This is a genomic window from Streptomyces sp. NPDC006552 (genome assembly GCF_040611655.1).
In the GTDB taxonomy this organism is placed as follows: Bacteria; Actinomycetota; Actinomycetes; order Streptomycetales; family Streptomycetaceae; genus Streptomyces.
Genome location: NZ_JBEXOS010000044.1, coordinates 50,293 through 67,589 on the forward strand (window position 1 = coordinate 50,293; position 17,297 = coordinate 67,589).

The 17,297-nt window shown below is 70.0% G+C and carries 13 protein-coding genes; 9 read left to right on the forward strand and 4 right to left on the reverse strand.

Annotation, left to right across the window (positions count from 1 at the left end; translation table 11 throughout):
* Positions 1–96 precede the first annotated feature (96 nt).
* Together ABZY33_RS23920 and eccCa are read right to left on the reverse strand one after the other, a co-directional pair.
* Positions 97–441 (reverse strand): DUF397 domain-containing protein, encoded by a 345-nt coding sequence (locus ABZY33_RS23920; RefSeq protein WP_356493682.1) that lies wholly within the window; start codon positions 439–441, stop codon positions 97–99.
* Between the two features lie 201 nt (positions 442–642).
* Positions 643–4,611: a type VII secretion protein EccCa gene (gene eccCa / locus ABZY33_RS23925; RefSeq protein WP_356493683.1), complete on the reverse strand. Its 3,969-nt coding sequence runs from the start codon at positions 4,609–4,611 to the stop codon at positions 643–645.
* A gap of 368 nt (positions 4,612–4,979) precedes the next feature.
* Here eccCa and eccD point away from each other — a divergent pair, with 368 nt between their 5' ends.
* From eccD to ABZY33_RS23955, 6 genes are all read left to right on the forward strand, one after another.
* Positions 4,980–6,494 (forward strand): type VII secretion integral membrane protein EccD, encoded by a 1,515-nt coding sequence (gene eccD / locus ABZY33_RS23930; RefSeq protein ID WP_356493696.1) that lies wholly within the window; start codon positions 4,980–4,982, stop codon positions 6,492–6,494.
* Between the two features lie 193 nt (positions 6,495–6,687).
* Positions 6,688–6,975, forward strand: a complete 288-nt coding sequence (rpsO, locus tag ABZY33_RS23935; RefSeq protein WP_356493684.1) for a 30S ribosomal protein S15 — start codon at positions 6,688–6,690, stop codon at positions 6,973–6,975.
* A 281-nt stretch (positions 6,976–7,256) separates the two neighbouring features.
* Entirely contained in the window at positions 7,257–9,473 is a 2,217-nt protein-coding gene (locus ABZY33_RS23940) for a polyribonucleotide nucleotidyltransferase (protein WP_356493685.1), read from the forward strand.
* Positions 9,470–10,849, forward strand: a complete 1,380-nt coding sequence (locus ABZY33_RS23945) for a pitrilysin family protein (protein WP_356493686.1) — start codon at positions 9,470–9,472, stop codon at positions 10,847–10,849. The genes ABZY33_RS23940 and ABZY33_RS23945 overlap by 4 nt, the downstream gene beginning before the upstream one ends.
* A gap of 39 nt (positions 10,850–10,888) precedes the next feature.
* Complete coding sequence (gene dapB / locus ABZY33_RS23950; RefSeq protein WP_356493687.1) at positions 10,889–11,644, forward strand: 4-hydroxy-tetrahydrodipicolinate reductase; 756 nt, start codon at positions 10,889–10,891, stop codon at positions 11,642–11,644.
* Between the two features lie 8 nt (positions 11,645–11,652).
* Positions 11,653–12,105, forward strand: coding sequence for a hypothetical protein (locus ABZY33_RS23955; protein ID WP_356493688.1), 453 nt, complete (start codon positions 11,653–11,655; stop codon positions 12,103–12,105).
* 68 nt (positions 12,106–12,173) lie between these two features.
* On the opposite strand, the gene ABZY33_RS23960 is transcribed toward ABZY33_RS23955, so the two are convergent.
* The gene (locus ABZY33_RS23960; RefSeq protein ID WP_356493689.1) at positions 12,174–12,728 is read right to left on the reverse strand and encodes a hypothetical protein; all 555 of its coding nucleotides are present in this window, start codon (positions 12,726–12,728) and stop codon (positions 12,174–12,176) included.
* A gap of 115 nt (positions 12,729–12,843) precedes the next feature.
* On the reverse strand, positions 12,844–13,083 hold the full coding sequence (locus ABZY33_RS23965; protein WP_356493690.1) for a hypothetical protein: 240 nt from the start codon (positions 13,081–13,083) through the stop codon (positions 12,844–12,846).
* Positions 13,084–13,296: 213 nt separating this feature from the next.
* Between ABZY33_RS23965 and thyX the strand changes: the two genes are divergently transcribed.
* The 3 genes from thyX (at position 13,297) to ABZY33_RS23980 (ending at position 16,992) form a co-directional block, all read left to right on the forward strand.
* Entirely contained in the window at positions 13,297–14,037 is a 741-nt protein-coding gene (gene thyX / locus ABZY33_RS23970; protein WP_356493691.1) for an FAD-dependent thymidylate synthase, read from the forward strand.
* 231 nt (positions 14,038–14,268) lie between these two features.
* Positions 14,269–15,168, forward strand: coding sequence for a 4-hydroxy-tetrahydrodipicolinate synthase (dapA, locus tag ABZY33_RS23975; RefSeq protein WP_356493692.1), 900 nt, complete (start codon positions 14,269–14,271; stop codon positions 15,166–15,168).
* Positions 15,169–15,306: 138 nt separating this feature from the next.
* Positions 15,307–16,992 (forward strand): ribonuclease J, encoded by a 1,686-nt coding sequence (locus tag ABZY33_RS23980; RefSeq protein WP_356493693.1) that lies wholly within the window; start codon positions 15,307–15,309, stop codon positions 16,990–16,992.
* Positions 16,993–17,297 lie beyond the last annotated feature (305 nt).

Sequence of the window (17,297 nt, forward strand, 5' to 3'; positions counted from 1 at the left end):
CGGCTGGAGCTTCCGTGGGGGCCTGCCGATGCTGTGAGGCCCATGAGGGCAGGTGTTCCTTCCCGGGACTGGTATCGCCCCGAGTTGAGCCGACGCCTACTTCTGCTCCTGCTCGCCCGCAGCCCCGCCATTTGTCACGGCCGGCTCCAGATCGAACTCCCCGTCCCGCGCCCCCAGGACGAACGCCGTCCACTCCGCCTCCGTGTACCGCAACACCGTCTCCGGCTCCAGCGACGACCGCATCGCCACCGCCCCGTCCGGCAGGTACGCGATCTCCACGCGCTCCTCGTGCTGCTCCGTACCCGGGGCGCTGTGCCACTCCACGCCGGAGATGTCGAGCGCGTACAGCTCGTTCTTCTCGCGCTCCTTGCGTGCCTGCATCTCCTCGGGGGTCTCGGTCCGCCGAGTCTCCCGCGCGGTGGGCTCCTGTGCATCCGCCATGGTGAGCGGCCCCTTCCGGACGTACGAACTGCTGCTGCGGCCACCCTACTTGGCGCGGGCCCACCACCTCATGCGTCCCGCCGGAAAGCCCCCTCCACATGACCCCCCGCACCAGAAAGGGCCGCACCGAACGGCGGACCCACCAGAAAGGGGCCGCACCCTGCAAGGCGCAGCCCCTCCCTCGACCCCGCTGGGCCGGCCCTACTGCTCCAACCCCACCTGCACCAACGGCTTGCCCCGCTTGCGCGAGACGAACGTGCCCCGGCCCGGCGGCATCGGCCGCGGCCGCACCCCGCCGAGGAGGTCGCCCTCGTTCGGGTCGCCGGCCAACACCACACCTTGCGCGCCGAGTTCCTTGATGCGCTGCATGAAGGCCTCGTAACCGGCGCGGCCCGAACCCGCCGTGGAGCGGGCGATGATGAACCGCACGCCGACATCGCGCGCGAACGGCAGCAGCTCGGTCAGGCCCGAGAGCGGGTTGCCGCTGGACGTCGAGACCAGGTCGTAGTCGTCGATGATCACGTAGACGGTCGGCCCGCGCCACCAGCTGCGGTCACGCAGCTGCTGGGCCGTCACGTCCGCGGTCGGCGTACGGCGCTGCATCAGGTCGACGAGCGCGTCCATGTGGTGCGACATCTGGTTCGACATCGGGATGTACTCGGCCAGGTGCGAGGCCGGGGCGACATCGAGCAGGGAGCGCCGGTTGTCGACCACGAACAGCTTGCAGGTGTCGCCGCTGTAGCGCTGCGTCAGCTGCCGGATGATCAGCTTCAGCAGGTTCGACTTGCCGGACTCGCTCTCGCCGAAGATGAGGAAGAACGGGTCCTGGTCGAAGTCGACGAAGACCGGTTCGAGGTTGTCCTCGTCGAGCGCGAAGGAGATGCCGCGCTCCGGGAAGCGGTCGCCCGGCGGCAGCTGGCGCGCGGGGAACTCCCGCGGCAGCAGCCGGACCTCGGGCGCCCCGGGCTGCGTCCAGTGCCGGGTGACCTCCGCGGCCAGCGCTGACGTCGCCTCGGCCAGGTCCGTGTCCGACGACAGGCCGTCGATGCGCGGGACCGCCGCCATGAAGTGCTGCTTCTGCGGGGTCTGGCCGCGTCCGGGCACACCCGTCGGCACATTGGCCGCGATCTTGCGGTCGAACTCGGAGTCCATCGTGTCGCCGAGCCGCAGCTCCAGGCGGTTCATGAGGTGGTCCTTCATGTTCGCCCGGACCTCCATGGACCGCGACGCCGTCAGGATCACGTGGAGGCCGTACCCGAGACCGCGCGCCGCGATGTCCAGGACGAGCGGCTCCAGCGCCTCGTAGTCCGTACGGAAGTTGCCCCAGCCGTCGATGACCAGGAAGACGTCGCCCCACGGCTGGTCGGTCATCGAGATGTCGCCCCGCGCGCGGCGGTTGCGGAAGTCGGCGATGGAGGCGATGCCCGCCGTGCGGAAGTACTCCTCGCGCCGGGTCAGCACGCCGTAGACCTCGGCCGCCGTACGGCGCACCTTCTCCGGGTCCAGGCGGGAGGCGACACCGCCCACATGTGGCAGACCGGCGACGGCGGCCATACCGCCACCACCGAAGTCGAGGCCGTAGAACTGCACTTCCTGCGGCGTGTGCGTCAGCGCGAAGGAGGCGATGATCGAGCGCAGCAGCGTCGACTTGCCGGACTGCGGGCCACCCAGGATCTGCATGTGGCCTGCCGCGCCGCCGAAGTCGATCCAGAGCGGGTCACGGCGCTGCTCGTAGGGCTTGTCGACGAGGCCGACGGGGACGACGAGACGGCCGGCGCCCTCGTACCCGGGCTGCGTGAGACCGCGGCCCTGCACGGGCGCGAGGCCGGGCAGCAGGGAGTCGAGCGACGGCGGGCTGTCCAGCGGCGGCAGCCACACCTGGTGCGCCGCGGGACCCTGCGCCTCCAGGCGCCGCACGATGACGTCCAGCACGGTGTCGGCGAGCGCGTCGTCCTTGTCGTCGCGCGGCGCCTCCTCCTCGCGCTGCTGCGGCACCGGGCTGTACTGCACGGGGACCTCGGCCGCCGTGAACAGCGCCGGGCGCCGGTCCACCGGAAGGGGCCCGCCGGGCGTGGCGACCCGCGCCGAACCGGTGCGGTACACCCCGGAGACGTACGCCGCCTTGAAGCGCACCATCTCGTCGGTGCCGTACTTCAGGAAGCCGGAACCCGGCACGTTCGGCAGCTCGTACGCGTCCGGGACACCCAGCGCCGCCCGGGACTCGGCGGCGGAGAAGGTCCGCAGGCCGATCCGGTAGGACAGGTACGTCTCCAGACCGCGCAGGCGGCCCTCCTCCAGGCGCTGCGAGGCGAGCAGCAGGTGGACGCCGAGGGACCGGCCGATGCGGCCGATCTGCACGAACATCTCGATGAAGTCCGGCTTCGCCGTCAGCAGCTCGCTGAACTCGTCGATCACCAGGACGAGCGAGGGGATCGGCTGGAGCGGCGCACCGGCCGCGCGCGCCTTCTCGTAGTCGTGGATGTTCGCGTAGTTGCCCGCGTCGCGCAGCATCTCCTGGCGGCGGTTGAGCTCACCGCGGATCGAGTCACCCATGCGGTCGACGAGGGTGAGGTCGTCCGCGAGGTTGGTGATCACGGCCGCGACGTGCGGCATCTGGGCCATGCCGGCGAACGTGGCACCACCCTTGAAGTCCGCGAGGACGAAGTTGAGCGTCTCGGAGGAGTGCGTCACCGCGAGACCGAGCACCAGGGTGCGCAGCAGCTCCGACTTGCCGGAACCGGTGGCGCCGACGCACAGACCGTGCGGACCCATGCCCTCCTGGGCGGCTTCCTTCAGGTCGAGCATCACGGGCCGGCCGTCGTCACCGACACCGATGGGCACGCGCAGCCGCTCGGCCTGCGAACGCGGCCGCCAGGTGCGCTTGGTGTCGACGGTCGCCGCGTCGCCCAGGTTCATCAGATCGGTGAACTCGAGGTTGGCGAGCAGCGGTTCGTCGTCGCTGTCGCCGCCCGTCGCCATACGCAGCGGGGCGAGCTGGCGGGCGAGCGCCTCGGCGGCGGCGTACGAGAGCACGTCCGGGGTGCCTTCGTAGACCATGCCGTGCGCCGACTCCAGGCGCAGCACCTTCGGGTGGACGACGACGGAGAGGTCGCCGCGGCCGGTCGTGAGGTCGCCGGGGACGACCTCCAGGACCGTCACGCCCTGCAGACCCTCGGGGCTGGCAAGGAGTGAGGTGGGAGGCAGGGAGAGGCCGTCGAGGACGACGACCACGTGCGGCTGCTCCGGTACGGGGGCGCCGCCGGGGTGGAAGCGCGGTCGGCCCTCCAGACGGGTGCCGAGCAGCTCCTCCAGCTCGCCGGCGTCCGTCGTGACGAGGCGGCGGCTGCCGGCGCCGTCGGTGAGCCCGGGCACCTGGTTGTGGGGGAGCCACTTCGCCCACTCCCACTCCGGTGCGGTCTGGCGCCCGGCGGCGACCGCGATGACGAGGTCCTCGGGGGAGTGCATGGAGGCGAGGGAGGCGACCAGGGCGCGCGCGGAGCCGCGCACGGTCACCGGCTCTCCGCTCACGGACACGTGGTAGAAGGCCCGCAGCGACACGGCCATCGGCAGCTCTTCGAGCGTGCTGTGGGTGGCGAGAAAGCGCTGCATCGCGCCCGCCGTCAGCGGCTCCAGCTCGTCGACCGGGGCGGTCTGCGGCGGCACCAGGGGAGTGGCCAGACCCTGGGGGCCGAGCCCCACCCGCACCTGCCCGAAGTCCTCGTCGCCGCTGCGCCGCTCCCAGACGCGGCTGCCCTCGGCGACCAGCGCCCACAGTTGCTCCGGCGAAGGGTGCAGGTAGTACTGCGCGTCGCGCTGCTTACGGGCGGTGCCCAGGGCCTCGCGCCGCGTCTGCGACAAGTAGCGCAGGTAGTCGCGGCGCATGTCCGCCATCTGTCCCTGGTTGCCCTTGCGGTAGCGGGCCAGCATCGCAATGCCCATCGCGATCGTGGACGCCACCATCACCATGCCCATGATCTTCATGAAGGGCTGGGCCTGGGGATTGAAGAAGAACACGACCGAGCCACCCATGCCGAGCATGGGCAGGATCTGCATCAGCGCGCCCTCTTGCTGCCCACGCGGAAGCTCCGGCGGAGGCTGCAGCACCACCTCCTCCGTGGGCACCTCGGACGGCAGTGCCCGAGGTGGGCGCTTGACGACGATGTGGCTCACTCTGCACCAATTCCCTTGCCGGACCGAGCTGTTCCGTCCGCCGCCCCGTGTCAGGCGGACGTCGATCGCGGTTCGCGATCCTACTGACAACCACTGACAGCGGCGGGCGGTAGGGTGCCGGTGGTACGCGTGAACAGGGGCGAATCCACCCGGGAAATCCGGGCAATCCGCACGGTTCGGAACGTGTGCCCGGCCCGGATTCCGGCCGGGGAAGCGCGTGTGACCGGCCCCGCGGGGCGGGAAGCGCAACGTACACAGGATTTTTACAGACGGACGTGCCGGGCACAGCACCGCGCCCGTCCGCGCACGACCGAGTCTTCGGAAGAGTCTCGAAGAGCCTTCGGAAAAAGGGGGAACAGCAGGTGAGCATGACGGCCTCCGCGCCGACCGGCCGCGCCGGCGCAACGGGTACCGGAGCCCCTGCCGCGGCGGGCACGGGCCTCGGCTTCTGCCGCGTCACCATCGTGGCGCCCGACAGCCGCATCGACGTGGCGCTGCCCGACGACGTACCGGTCGCCGACCTGTACCCCGAGATCCTGCGGCTCTCCCAGCAGAGCCCGGCCGAGGGCGCCCCCGTCGGCTACCACCTCGTCCGGCGCGACGGCACGGTGCTCGACAGCGCCCGCTCGTTCGCCGCGCAGCGCATCCTGGACGGCGAGCTGCTCACGCTGCGCCCCTTCTCCGAGTCGCTGCCGCCCGCGGTCTTCGACGACGTCTCCGAGGCCGTCGCCTCCGCCGTCACCAAGGACCGCACCCTGTGGAGCGGCGACCTCACGCGCGCGGCGGGCCTCGTGGCCGGCGGCATCCTCCCCGCCCTGATCGCCTTCGTGGCCTGGAACTCCGAGCTGCGCCACGACATGCACAGCCTCCAGGGCGTCCTGGCCGCCGTCGCGGGCCTCCTCCTGGTCACCCTGGCGTGCGTGCGCGCGCGGGTCTACAACGACCGCGGCTCGGCCGTCGCCCTCGGCCTGGGCGCCCTGCCGAACATCGCCGCGGCCGGCTCCGGACTGCTGCCGCTCTCCGCGGGCCAGGGCATCGGCCGCCTCCAGTTCCTCCTCGCCTGCGCGGCGGTCCTGGTCGTCTCCGTCGTCCTCACCCTGGTCTCGCCGGGCGGTGACGGCCCCTTCGTGGCGTTCGTCTTCGCCTCCCTGATCGGCCTGATCACCACCTTCATCGCCAACCTCACGGAGCTGAGGCCCATCGAGACGGCCGCCCTCTGCGCGCCGCTCGCGGTGAGCGCGCTGGCCTTCCTGCCGGGCCTGTCCATGCGGTTCGCGCGCCTGCCCATCGGGTTCGCGCCGCCCAACCCCGCGCGCGCGGGCTACGACTCCACGGGCGAACCGGCCGACCCGCACGAGGCCGTCGACGCCGAGCGCGTCGCCGCCCAGGCCCGCCGCGGCCACGAACTGCTCGTCGGCCTCGTCGGCGGCTGTGCCCTCGTCGCCGTGGGCGCCTCGATCGTCCTCGGCTTCTCCACGAACGTGTGGGGACAGCTCCTCGCCCTGGCCACCGGCGTCGCCATGCTGATGCGCGCCCACCTGTTCCGCTACACCGCCCAGGTCGGCGCCACCCTCGCGGCGGGCCTCGCGGCCCTCGTCTTCCTGGGCCTCGGCCTCGCCCTGCACCCCCCGATGGCGTACGTGTACGACGCCATGAAGAACGACACCACCGCGCTCGACATCCGTACGGTCTGGGTCACCGCGGCCATCGGCGCCGCCGCCGCCCTCGTCACCGCGATCGGCCTGATCACCCCCCGGCGCGGTGTCACCCCCTTCTGGGGCCGCTTCCTGGAGATCGCCGAGACGTTCGTGCTGCTCACCCTGATCCCGCTGGCCCTCGCCGTCTTCGACGTGTACGCGTCGGCACGCGCGATGACCAGCTGAGACCGCACACCTCAAGACCCGGTCGGGGGCGCTCCCGGCGGCTGGTACGCTGTGTTACGGCCGCTTGTGTACGCGCCCCCGGCTTGATCCAGGGGCAGCGCCCAGCGGATCCCCGGCTCCGAGTTACGGAAGCTCTCCTGAGATGTAGACCAGGGGCGCTCGGTGGCCATGAAGAAGACTACGAGGAGTACGCGTGTCGCTCGACGCCGCTACGAAGAAGCAGCTCATCTCCGAGTTCGGCCAGAAGGAGGGCGACACCGGCTCCCCCGAGGTCCAGGTCGCCATGCTTTCCCGCCGCATCTCGGACCTCACCGAGCACCTCAAGACGCACAAGCACGACCACCACTCCCGTCGTGGTCTGCTGATCCTGGTCGGCCAGCGTCGCCGCCTCCTGCAGTACCTGGCCAAGAAGGACATCCAGCGCTTCCGTACGCTGGTCGAGCGCCTCGGCATCCGCCGCGGTGCGGCCGGCGCCCGCTAAGACAGCGTGAAGGGGAGCGGTTCCCACTCTTGAGGGGGCCGCTCCCTTTGCCGTACGTGCGCACTGTCACCGACGCTTTGTACTCTGGTGACACAGAAGAGGAGTAGCGCACCCTCGCCGCCGCCGGTCCTCGGTAGTGGCCCCCGGAGACGCAAGAGGATCTCCGGGAGCTTCGATCGAAGACCGGCCCGCATTCACGGCGCGCTTCTCCACCCGTCCCGCTGCCACACGGGCAGCTGCGGACAAAAGACGTAACAGACGAAAGTAACGGAGAAAATTTAGTGGAGAACGAGACCCACTACGCCGAGGCCGTCATCGACAACGGCTCCTTCGGCACCCGCACCATCCGCTTCGAGACGGGCCGTCTGGCCCGTCAGGCCGCCGGCTCCGCCGTCGCCTACCTCGACGACGACACCATGGTGCTCTCGGCCACCTCGGCCTCGAAGAACCCCAAGGAAAACCTCGACTTCTTCCCCCTCACGGTCGACGTCGAAGAGCGGCAGTACGCCGCGGGCAAGATCCCCGGCAGCTTCTTCCGCCGCGAGGGCCGCCCCTCCGAGGACGCGATCCTCACCTGCCGCCTGATCGACCGCCCGCTGCGCCCGTCCTTCAAGAAGGGCCTGCGCAACGAGATCCAGGTCGTCGCCACGATCATGGCGCTCAACCCCGACCACCTGTACGACGTCGTCGCGATCAACGCCGCGTCCGCGTCCACGCAGCTGGCCGGCCTGCCCTTCTCCGGCCCGGTCGGCGGCGTCCGCGTCGCGCTGATCAACGGCCAGTGGGTCGCGTTCCCGACGCACACCGAGCTCGAGGACGCCGTCTTCGACATGGTGGTCGCCGGCCGCGTCCTGGAGGACGGCGACGTCGCGATCATGATGGTCGAGGCCGAGGCCACCGAGAAGACCATCCAGCTGGTCGCGGGCGGCGCCGAGGCGCCGACCGAGGAGGTCGTGGCCGCCGGTCTCGACGCCTCGAAGCCCTTCATCAAGGTGCTGTGCAAGGCTCAGGCCGACCTCGCCGCGAAGGCCGCGAAGCCGACCGCCGAGTTCCCGATCTTCCTGGACTACCAGGACGACGTGCTCGAGGCCCTGACCGCCGCGGTCAAGTCCGAGCTGTCGGCCGCCCTCACCATCCCGGGCAAGCAGGACCGCGAGGCCGAGCTGGACCGCGTCAAGGGTCTGGCCGCCGAGAAGCTGCTCCCGCAGTTCGAGGGCCGCGAGAAGGAGATCTCCGCCGCGTACCGCTCGCTGACCAAGTCCCTGGTCCGTGAGCGCGTCATCAAGGAGAAGAAGCGCATCGACGGCCGCGGTGTCACCGACATCCGCACCCTGGCCGCCGAGGTCGAGGCCATCCCGCGCGTGCACGGCTCGGCCCTGTTCGAGCGCGGCGAGACCCAGATCCTGGGCGTCACCACGCTGAACATGCTGCGCATGGAGCAGCAGCTGGACACCCTCTCCCCGGTGACCCGCAAGCGCTACATGCACAACTACAACTTCCCGCCGTACTCCGTCGGTGAGACGGGCCGCGTCGGCTCCCCCAAGCGCCGCGAGATCGGCCACGGCGCGCTCGCCGAGCGCGCGATCGTGCCGGTCCTGCCGACGCGCGAGGAGTTCCCCTACGCGATCCGCCAGGTCTCCGAGGCGCTCGGGTCGAACGGCTCGACGTCCATGGGCTCCGTCTGCGCCTCCACCATGTCGCTGCTGAACGCCGGTGTGCCTCTCAAGGCCCCCGTCGCCGGTATCGCCATGGGCCTGATCTCCCAGGAGATCAAGGGTGAGACGCACTACGTCGCCCTGACCGACATCCTCGGTGCCGAGGACGCCTTCGGTGACATGGACTTCAAGGTCGCCGGCACCAAGGAGTTCGTGACGGCACTCCAGCTCGACACGAAGCTCGACGGCATCCCGGCCTCCGTCCTGGCCGCCGCCCTCAAGCAGGCCCGCGACGCCCGCCTCCACATCCTCGACGTGATGATGGAAGCGATCGACGTCCCGGACGAGATGTCCCCGAACGCCCCGCGGATCATCACCGTCAAGATCCCCGTGGACAAGATCGGTGAGGTCATCGGCCCGAAGGGCAAGATGATCAACCAGATCCAGGAGGACACCGGCGCCGACATCACGATCGAGGACGACGGCACCATCTACATCGGTGCCGCGCAGGGCTCGCAGGCCGAGGCCGCCCGCGCCACGATCAACGGCATCGCCAACCCGACCATGCCGGAGGTCGGCGAGCGCTACCTGGGCACCGTCGTGAAGACGACGACCTTCGGTGCGTTCGTCTCGCTCATGCCGGGCAAGGACGGTCTGCTGCACATCTCGCAGATCCGCAAGCTCGCCGGCGGCAAGCGCGTGGAGAACGTCGAGGACGTCGTCGGTGTGGGCCAGAAGGTCCAGGTCGAGATCGCCGAGATCGACTCGCGCGGCAAGCTCTCCCTCGTCCCCGTCGTCGAGGGCGAAGAGGACGACGAGGCGAAGGACGACACCGACAAGTGACGTCTCGTACCACCAAGGCGACGGCCCGCACCTCCTCGGAGGCGCGGGCCGTCGCCCGTACCCAAACACTGATCAAGGGCGCCGCCGGCGCCGGCACCGTCCGCAGGACCACGCTTCCGAGCGGTCTGCGCATCGTCACCGAGACCCTGCCCTCGGTCCGCTCGGCGACCTTCGGCATCTGGGCCCACGTGGGCTCCCGCGACGAGACGCCCACGCTGAACGGCGCGACGCACTACCTGGAGCACCTCCTCTTCAAGGGCACCTCCCGCCGGAGCGCCCTCGACATCTCCGCCGCCATCGAGGCGGTCGGCGGCGAGATGAACGCCTTCACGGCGAAGGAGTACACGTGCTACTACGCGCGCGTGCTCGACTCGAACCTCCCGCTGGCCATCGACGTCGTCTGCGACATGCTGACCGGCTCCCTCATCGCTGAGGAGGACGTCGACGCCGAGCGCGGGGTGATCCTCGAAGAGATCGCGATGACCGAGGACGACGCGGGCGACTGCGTGCATGACCTGTTCGCGCACACGATGCTCGGCGACACGCCGCTGGGCCGTCCCGTCCTCGGCACCGTCGACACGATCAACGCCCTCGACCGCGGCCGCATCAGCCGCTTCTACAAGAAGCACTACGACCCGACCCACCTGGTCGTCGCCGCCGCGGGCAACGTGGACCACAACAAGGTCGTCCGCCAGGTCCGCGCTGCCTTCGAGCGGGCGGGCGCGCTGGACGGCCCCGCCGCGGCCCCCGTCGGCCCGCGCGCCGGCCTCAAGAAGCTGCGCACGGCCGGCCGCATGGAGGTCATCGGCCGCAAGACCGAGCAGGCCCACGTCATCCTCGGCATGCCGGGCCTCGCCCGCACCGACGAGCGTCGCTGGGCCATGGACGTCCTGAACACGGCGCTGGGCGGCGGCATGTCGTCCCGCCTGTTCCAGGAGGTCCGCGAGAAGCGCGGCCTGGCGTACAGCGTCTACTCGTACACCTCGGGCTTCGCGGACTGCGGCCTGTTCGGCGTCTACGCGGGCTGCCGCCCCAACCAGGTGCACGACGTCCTGAAGATCTGCCGCGACGAGCTGGAGCAGGTCGCGCGGGACGGGCTGAGCGACGACGAGATCGGCCGGGCCATCGGTCAGCTCGCCGGTTCCACGGTGCTCGGCCTGGAGGACACCGGCGCGCTGATGAACCGTATCGGCAAGAGCGAGCTGTGCTGGGGCGAGCAGATGTCGGTCGACGACATGCTGGCCCGCATCACGGCCGTGACCCCGGACGAGGTGCGCGAGGTCGCGCACGACATCCTGGGACAGCGCCCGTCCCTGTCGGTCATCGGCCCGCTCAAGGACAAGCAGGCCGCGCGCCTGCACGAAGCGGTCGCGTAAGAACGCGTCGGTCAAGGAAGCCAAGGAGACGGACAGAACATGAGCAAGCTGCGCGTGGCGGTTCTCGGAGCCAAGGGCCGCATCGGCTCCGAGGCCGTACGGGCCGTCGAGGCCGCCGCCGACCTGGAGCTGGTCGCGGCCCTCGGCCGCGGCGACACGCTGGACACCCTCGTGGAGTCGGGCGCCCAGGTCGCGGTCGAGCTGACCACCCCCGACTCGGTGATGGAGAACCTGGAGTTCTGCGTCCGCCACGGGATCCACGGGGTCGTCGGCACGACGGGCTGGACGCCGGACCGCCTCGCGCAGCTCGAAGGCTGGCTGGCCGCCTCGCCGCGGACGGGCGTGCTCATCGCCCCGAACTTCTCCATCGGCGCGGTGTTGACCATGAAGTTCGCCGAAGTGGCGGCGCCCTACTTCGAGTCCGTCGAGGTCATCGAGCTGCACCACCCGAAGAAGGTCGACGCCCCCTCCGGCACGGCCTCCCGCACGGCGCAGCTGATCGCCGCGGCCCGGCAGAAGGCGGGCAGCGCGCCGCAGCCCGACGCGACGGCCACAGCGCTCGACGGAGCCCGCGGCGCGGACGTGGACGGCATCCCGGTCCACTCCGTGCGGCTGCGCGGCCTCCTGGCCCACCAGGAGGTCCTCCTGGGCGGCGAGGGCGAGACGCTGACGGTCCGCCACGACTCGCTGCACCACAGCAGCTTCATGCCGGGCATCCTGCTCGGCGCCCGCAAGGTCGTGACCACCCCTGGCCTCACCTTCGGCCTGGAACACTTCCTCGACCTGAACGGCTGACGACGGCGATGCGCGCGAAGATCACCTACGCGGTCACGGCCGCCGTCCTGGTCGTCTACTTCGTCCTGGCCGGCGATCGTGGCGTCCTGCTCATCCGGCAGGGCACGGCACTGACGATCACCTTCGGCCTGGCCGTGCTGGTCATGCCGCTCATCGGCGTCTGGTTCCTGTGGGCCAACACCCAGTTCGTGCGCAAGGCCAACCGCCTTGCCGAACTCCTTGAGGCCGAGGGCGGGCTGCCTGTCGACGAACTGCGCCGCGACCAGTACGGGCGCATCGACCGCAACTCCGCGGACGAGGTCTTCGGCCGCCGCAAGGCCGAGACCGAGGACTCACCGGGCGACTGGCGCTGCTGGTTCCGGCTGGCCGTCGCCTACAAGGACGCCCGGGACACCCCGCGCGCGCGGAAGGCGATGCAGCGCGCCATCGCGCTCCAGGAAGGCCGCTCGCTGAGCGCTTGAGAGGCGACGAAGGGGCCCGTACCGTGCGGTGGCACGGTACGGGCCCCTTCAGCTGTCTCAGGCGGGGTTCAGCTCCGGGGCCGGTACTCGTCGGCCCACACCTCGATGCTGTCGGCGGCCCGCTCGAACGCGGCGCCCCGGCCGAGGAAGTCCCCGTTGTGACTCGTCAGCAGCGCCGTCTGCTCACCCTGCCGGTCCCGCCGTACGAGGATCAGCGCCTGTCCCTGCACGGTGCGGGGCAGCCCGAGCCAGCGCACCGGCTGCTGCACGGTGCGCGCGGTCACGACGACGTCCCAGGGCACGGTCTGCGTCCGGAAGAAACTGACATGACGCAGGCCGCGGGCGCTCACCCACGCCCCGGTGCGCAGCATCCGCATCGCCACCGCGATGAGCAGGACGGCCACCACCCCGCAGGCACCCGCCGCGGCCGGGTCGGCCGCCATCGCGACGATGACCCCGGCGAACAGCACGTATGACGCGAGGAGCAGCAGCAGCGCGGCCGCCCCGACCCGGTACGGGCCCGGACGGTAGGGGCGGCGCCACTGGTCGCGGTCGTCGAAGGGCAGCGCTGTCTCCGCGGCCTCGTCGAAAGCTCGGTCGGCCGTCAGGAAGGGCAGGGGCACGACGGGTCCTCACTCGATCCATGCTGGATGGGGGCTGTGCCCGGTGAGGCTATCCAGGCGCGCCCCGGCCTTCCACCTCAGGGGCCCGGACGAGTGCGGCGCCGGCCGGCGTCCGTCAGTGCCCGTTGGTGGCTTCGGACTGCTGTACGTGCTTGGTGGTCTGGTCGGCCGACAGCGCGGGCATCCCGAACAACAGGGAGCCCACGAGTCCGGCCACGACGGTCAGTCCCACCAGGGTCCGGCCGGCCAGCTGGCCCGCGGAGGGCCGCTCACGCGCGGGCGGCTTGATGTTGCTGCGGAACTTGTCGGCTTCGGCGATGAAGGCGAACGGTACGGGCTCGCGCCGACGAAACATGGGCGGTGCTTCTCCTCAAGGGGTTCGAACGAAGTGTGTTCATCTACACAGACGAGCGAGTGCCCCAAAAGGTGCCCTCTTTCACCGAATTAATTGAAGTTCGTTTCCGGTGCGCCGGAAGCGGTGCGCTGCGTGCGTGGACGACCGGGCTGTCAGTGGCGGCCCGTAGAGTGGGCGCCGCCCGAAAGAAGTGATGGAAGGACCCCCCGCGCCGTGACCGACATCCCTGCTGAAGACCGCAAGCCCACGTTCCGGGGCGACGTCACCGTCGAGCTGGTGAAGCACACCGCGAGCGACTCGGACGTGCTGTTCGCGGCCCGCGTCTCCACGGTGGGCGAGCAGTCCCTGGACGAGCTGACCAAGGACCCGGAGCGCTCCAAGGGCCTCATCAACTACTTGATGCGGGACCGGCACGGCAGCCCCTTCGAGCACAACTCGATGACGTTCCTCATCACCGCCCCGATCTTCGTCTTCCGCGAGTTCATGCGGCACCGCGTGGGCTGGTCGTACAACGAGGAATCGGGCCGGTACAGGGAGCTGGAGCCGGTTTTCTACGTCCCCGACGCCGACCGCAAGCTCGTGCAGGAGGGCCGTCCGGGCAAGTACCGCTTCGTCGAGGGCACCCAGGCGCAGCAGGAGCTGACGGGGCGCGCCATGGAGGCGTCCTACGTTCAGGCGTACGAGGCCTATCAGGAAATGCTGGCCGCGGGCGTGGCCCGCGAAGTGGCGCGCGCGGTGCTCCCGGTGGGCCTGTACTCCTCGATGTACGCGACGTGCAACGCACGCTCGCTGATGCACTTCCTCGGTCTGCGCACCCAGCACGAGCTGGCCAAGGTGCCGTCCTTCCCGCAGCGGGAGATCGAGATGGTCGGCGAGAAGATGGAGGCGAATTGGGCCGAGCTCATGCCGCTGACGTACGCGGCGTTCAACGCCAACGGCCGCGTGGCGCCTTAGTCCTGAACCGGTTCATTCCTTGATCACCGTGTTGCGGAAGCGGCACAGATGTGCGGGTGGGTCGCTCGAAGTGTCCGTATTGCGGCATTTCGGGAAGTTCATCTAGCCTGATCAAACGGACCCGGCACTGCCTGAACCCCCGAGCAGGCAGTGCCGGGCTCCTCCTTTGTCGTGACTTGTCGCGTCCCCCGAGGGGGGACCCGGCGCTGAGCAGCGAGTAGCGTGTTCCCCATGGCTCCGACCTCCACTCCGCAGACCCCCTTCGGGAGGGTCCTCACCGCTATGGTCACGCCCCTGACGGCGGACGGCGCACTCGACCTCGACGGCGCGCAGCGGCTCGCCGCCCACCTGGTGGACGCAGGCAACGACGGCCTTGTCGTCAACGGCACCACGGGCGAGTCCCCGACCACCAGCGACGCGGAGAAATCGGACGTCGTACGAGCCGTCGTGGAGGCGGTCGGCGACCGCGCCCACGTCGTCGCCGGAGTCGGCACGAACGACACGCGCCACAGCATCGAACTGGCCCGCGCCGCCCAGCGGGCCGGCGCCCACGGCCTGCTCACGGTGACCCCGTACTACAACAAGCCGCCGCAGGAGGGCCTGCTCCGCCACTTCACGGCGATCGCGGACGCCACGGAACTCCCAGTGATGCTCTACGACATCCCGGGCCGCAGCGGCGTACCGATCAACACCGACACGATCGTCCGGCTCGCCCAGCACCCGCGGATCGTGGCCAACAAGGACGCCAAGGGCGACCTCGGCCGCGCCAGCTGGGCCATAGCGCGCTCGGGTCTCGCCTGGTACTCGGGCGACGACATGCTCAACCTGCCGCTGCTCTCGGTCGGCGCGTGCGGCTTCGTCTCGGTCGTCGGCCATGTGGTCGCCCCCGAGCTGCGCGCGATGCTCGACGCGTACCTGGCGGGCGACGTGCACAAGGCCACCGAGATCCACCAGAAGCTGCTCCCCGTCTTCACCGGCATGTTCCGCACGCAGGGAGTCATCACGACGAAGGCGGCGCTGGACCTCCAGGGGCTGCCCGCCGGGCCGCTGCGCCTGCCCCTCGTCGAGCTGACCCCCGAGGAGACGGCGCAGCTGAGGGTCGATCTCGCCGCCGGCGGGGTACAGCTCTGACCACCGACTTCGCACAGCTTCACAACTGAATCAACAGAACAGAAGCAACACCAAGAACACCGACAACTGCTATTGCACGAACGTCACGCGCGCCACGTGCCTACAGGTACGTGGCGCGCGTGCTTAAAGGAGAGTCTTTTGAGTCATCCGCATCCTGAACTCGGCGCCCCGCCGAAGCTCCCGAAGGGCGGCCTGCGCGTCACACCGCTGGGCGGCCTCGGTGAGATCGGGCGCAACATGACCGTCTTCGAGTACGGCGGCCGTCTGCTGATCGTCGACTGCGGAGTCCTCTTCCCCGAGGAGGAGCAGCCCGGAATCGACCTCATCCTGCCGGACTTCACGTCCATCAGGGACCGCCTCGACGACGTCGAGGGCATCGTCCTGACGCACGGCCACGAGGATCACATCGGCGCCGTCCCGTACCTTCTCCGCGAGAAGCCGGACATCCCGCTGATCGGCTCCAAGCTGACCCTCGCCCTGATCGAGGCCAAGCTCCAGGAGCACCGGATCCGCCCGTACACCCTCGAGGTCACCGAGGGCGACCGCGAGCGGCTCGGCACCTTCGACTGCGAGTTCATCGCCGTCAACCACTCCATCCCGGACGCGCTGGCCGTCGCCATCCGCACCCCCGCCGGCATGGTCGTCCACACCGGCGACTTCAAGATGGACCAGCTCCCGCTGGACCGTCGCCTCACGGACCTGCCGACCTTCGCGCGGCTCGGCGAGGAGGGCATCGACCTGCTCCTCACCGACTCGACCAACGCCGAGGTCCCGGGCTTCGTCCCGCCGGAGCGCGACATCTCGAACGTGATCCGGGGCGTCTTCGCCGGCGCCCAGAAGCGGATCATCGTCGCCTCGTTCGCCAGCCACGTGCACCGCATCCAGCAGGTCCTGGACGCCGCCCACGAGTACGGCCGCCGGGTCGCCTTCGTCGGCCGCTCGATGGTCCGGAACATGGGCATCGCCCGCGACCTGGGCTACCTGAAGGTCCCACCGGGCCTGGTCGTGGACGTCAAGACGCTCGACGACCTCCCGGACAGCGAGGTCGTCCTGGTCTGCACCGGCTCCCAGGGCGAGCCGATGGCGGCGCTCTCCCGGATGGCCAACCGCGACCACCAGATCCGCATCGTCTCCGGCGACACGGTGATCCTGGCGTCGTCGCTGATCCCCGGCAACGAGAACGCGGTCTACCGCGTGATCAACGGCCTGACCCGCTGGGGCGCGAACGTCATCCACAAGGGCAATGCCAAGGTGCACGTCTCCGGCCACGCGTCGGCCGGCGAGCTGCTGTACTTCTACAACATCTGCAAGCCCAAGAACCTCATGCCGGTCCACGGCGAATGGCGCCACCTGCGCGCCAACGCCGAGCTGGGCGCCCTCACCGGCGTCCCGCACGACCGCATCGTCATCGCCGAGGACGGCGTCGTCGTCGACCTCGTCGGGGGCAAGGCGAAGATCACGGGCAAGGTCCAGGCCGGCTACGTCTACGTGGACGGGCTCTCCGTCGGTGACGTGGGCGAGCCCGCGCTCAAGGACCGCAAGATCCTCGGGGACGAGGGCATCATCTCGGTCTTCGTGGTGGTGGACTCCAGCACCGGCAAGATCACCAGCGGTCCGAACATCCAGGCCCGCGGCTCCGGCATCGAGGACTCGGCGTTCATCGCCGTCGTCCCGCGAGTCCAGGAGGTCCTGGAGAAGTCCGCCCAGGACGGCGTCGTCGAGCCCCACCAGCTGCAGCAGCTCATCCGCCGCACGCTGGGCAAGTGGGTGTCGGACACCTACCGCCGCCGCCCGATGATCCTCCCGGTCGTCGTCGAGGTCTGACGCCGCTGACCAGGCACTCTGTGAGCGGGGCACCTCGATTTGCATCGGGGCGCCCCGCTCCAGTAGGTTTACGGCTCCGCCCGAGGGGGAAGCCCGCGCACTCACCGTGCCGGACCTCTTCCCGAACGGGCCGGAGAATTCCGACTCAGAATCTCTGATAAAGTCGGGACCGCCGGAAAGGAAACGCGAAAGCGAATTCCTGGAAAGCGGAGCAGGACCCCGAGGAAATCGGATCGGAAAGATCTGATAGAGTCGGAAACGCAAGACCGAAGGGAAGCGCCCGGAGGAAAGCCACGAGAGAGTCT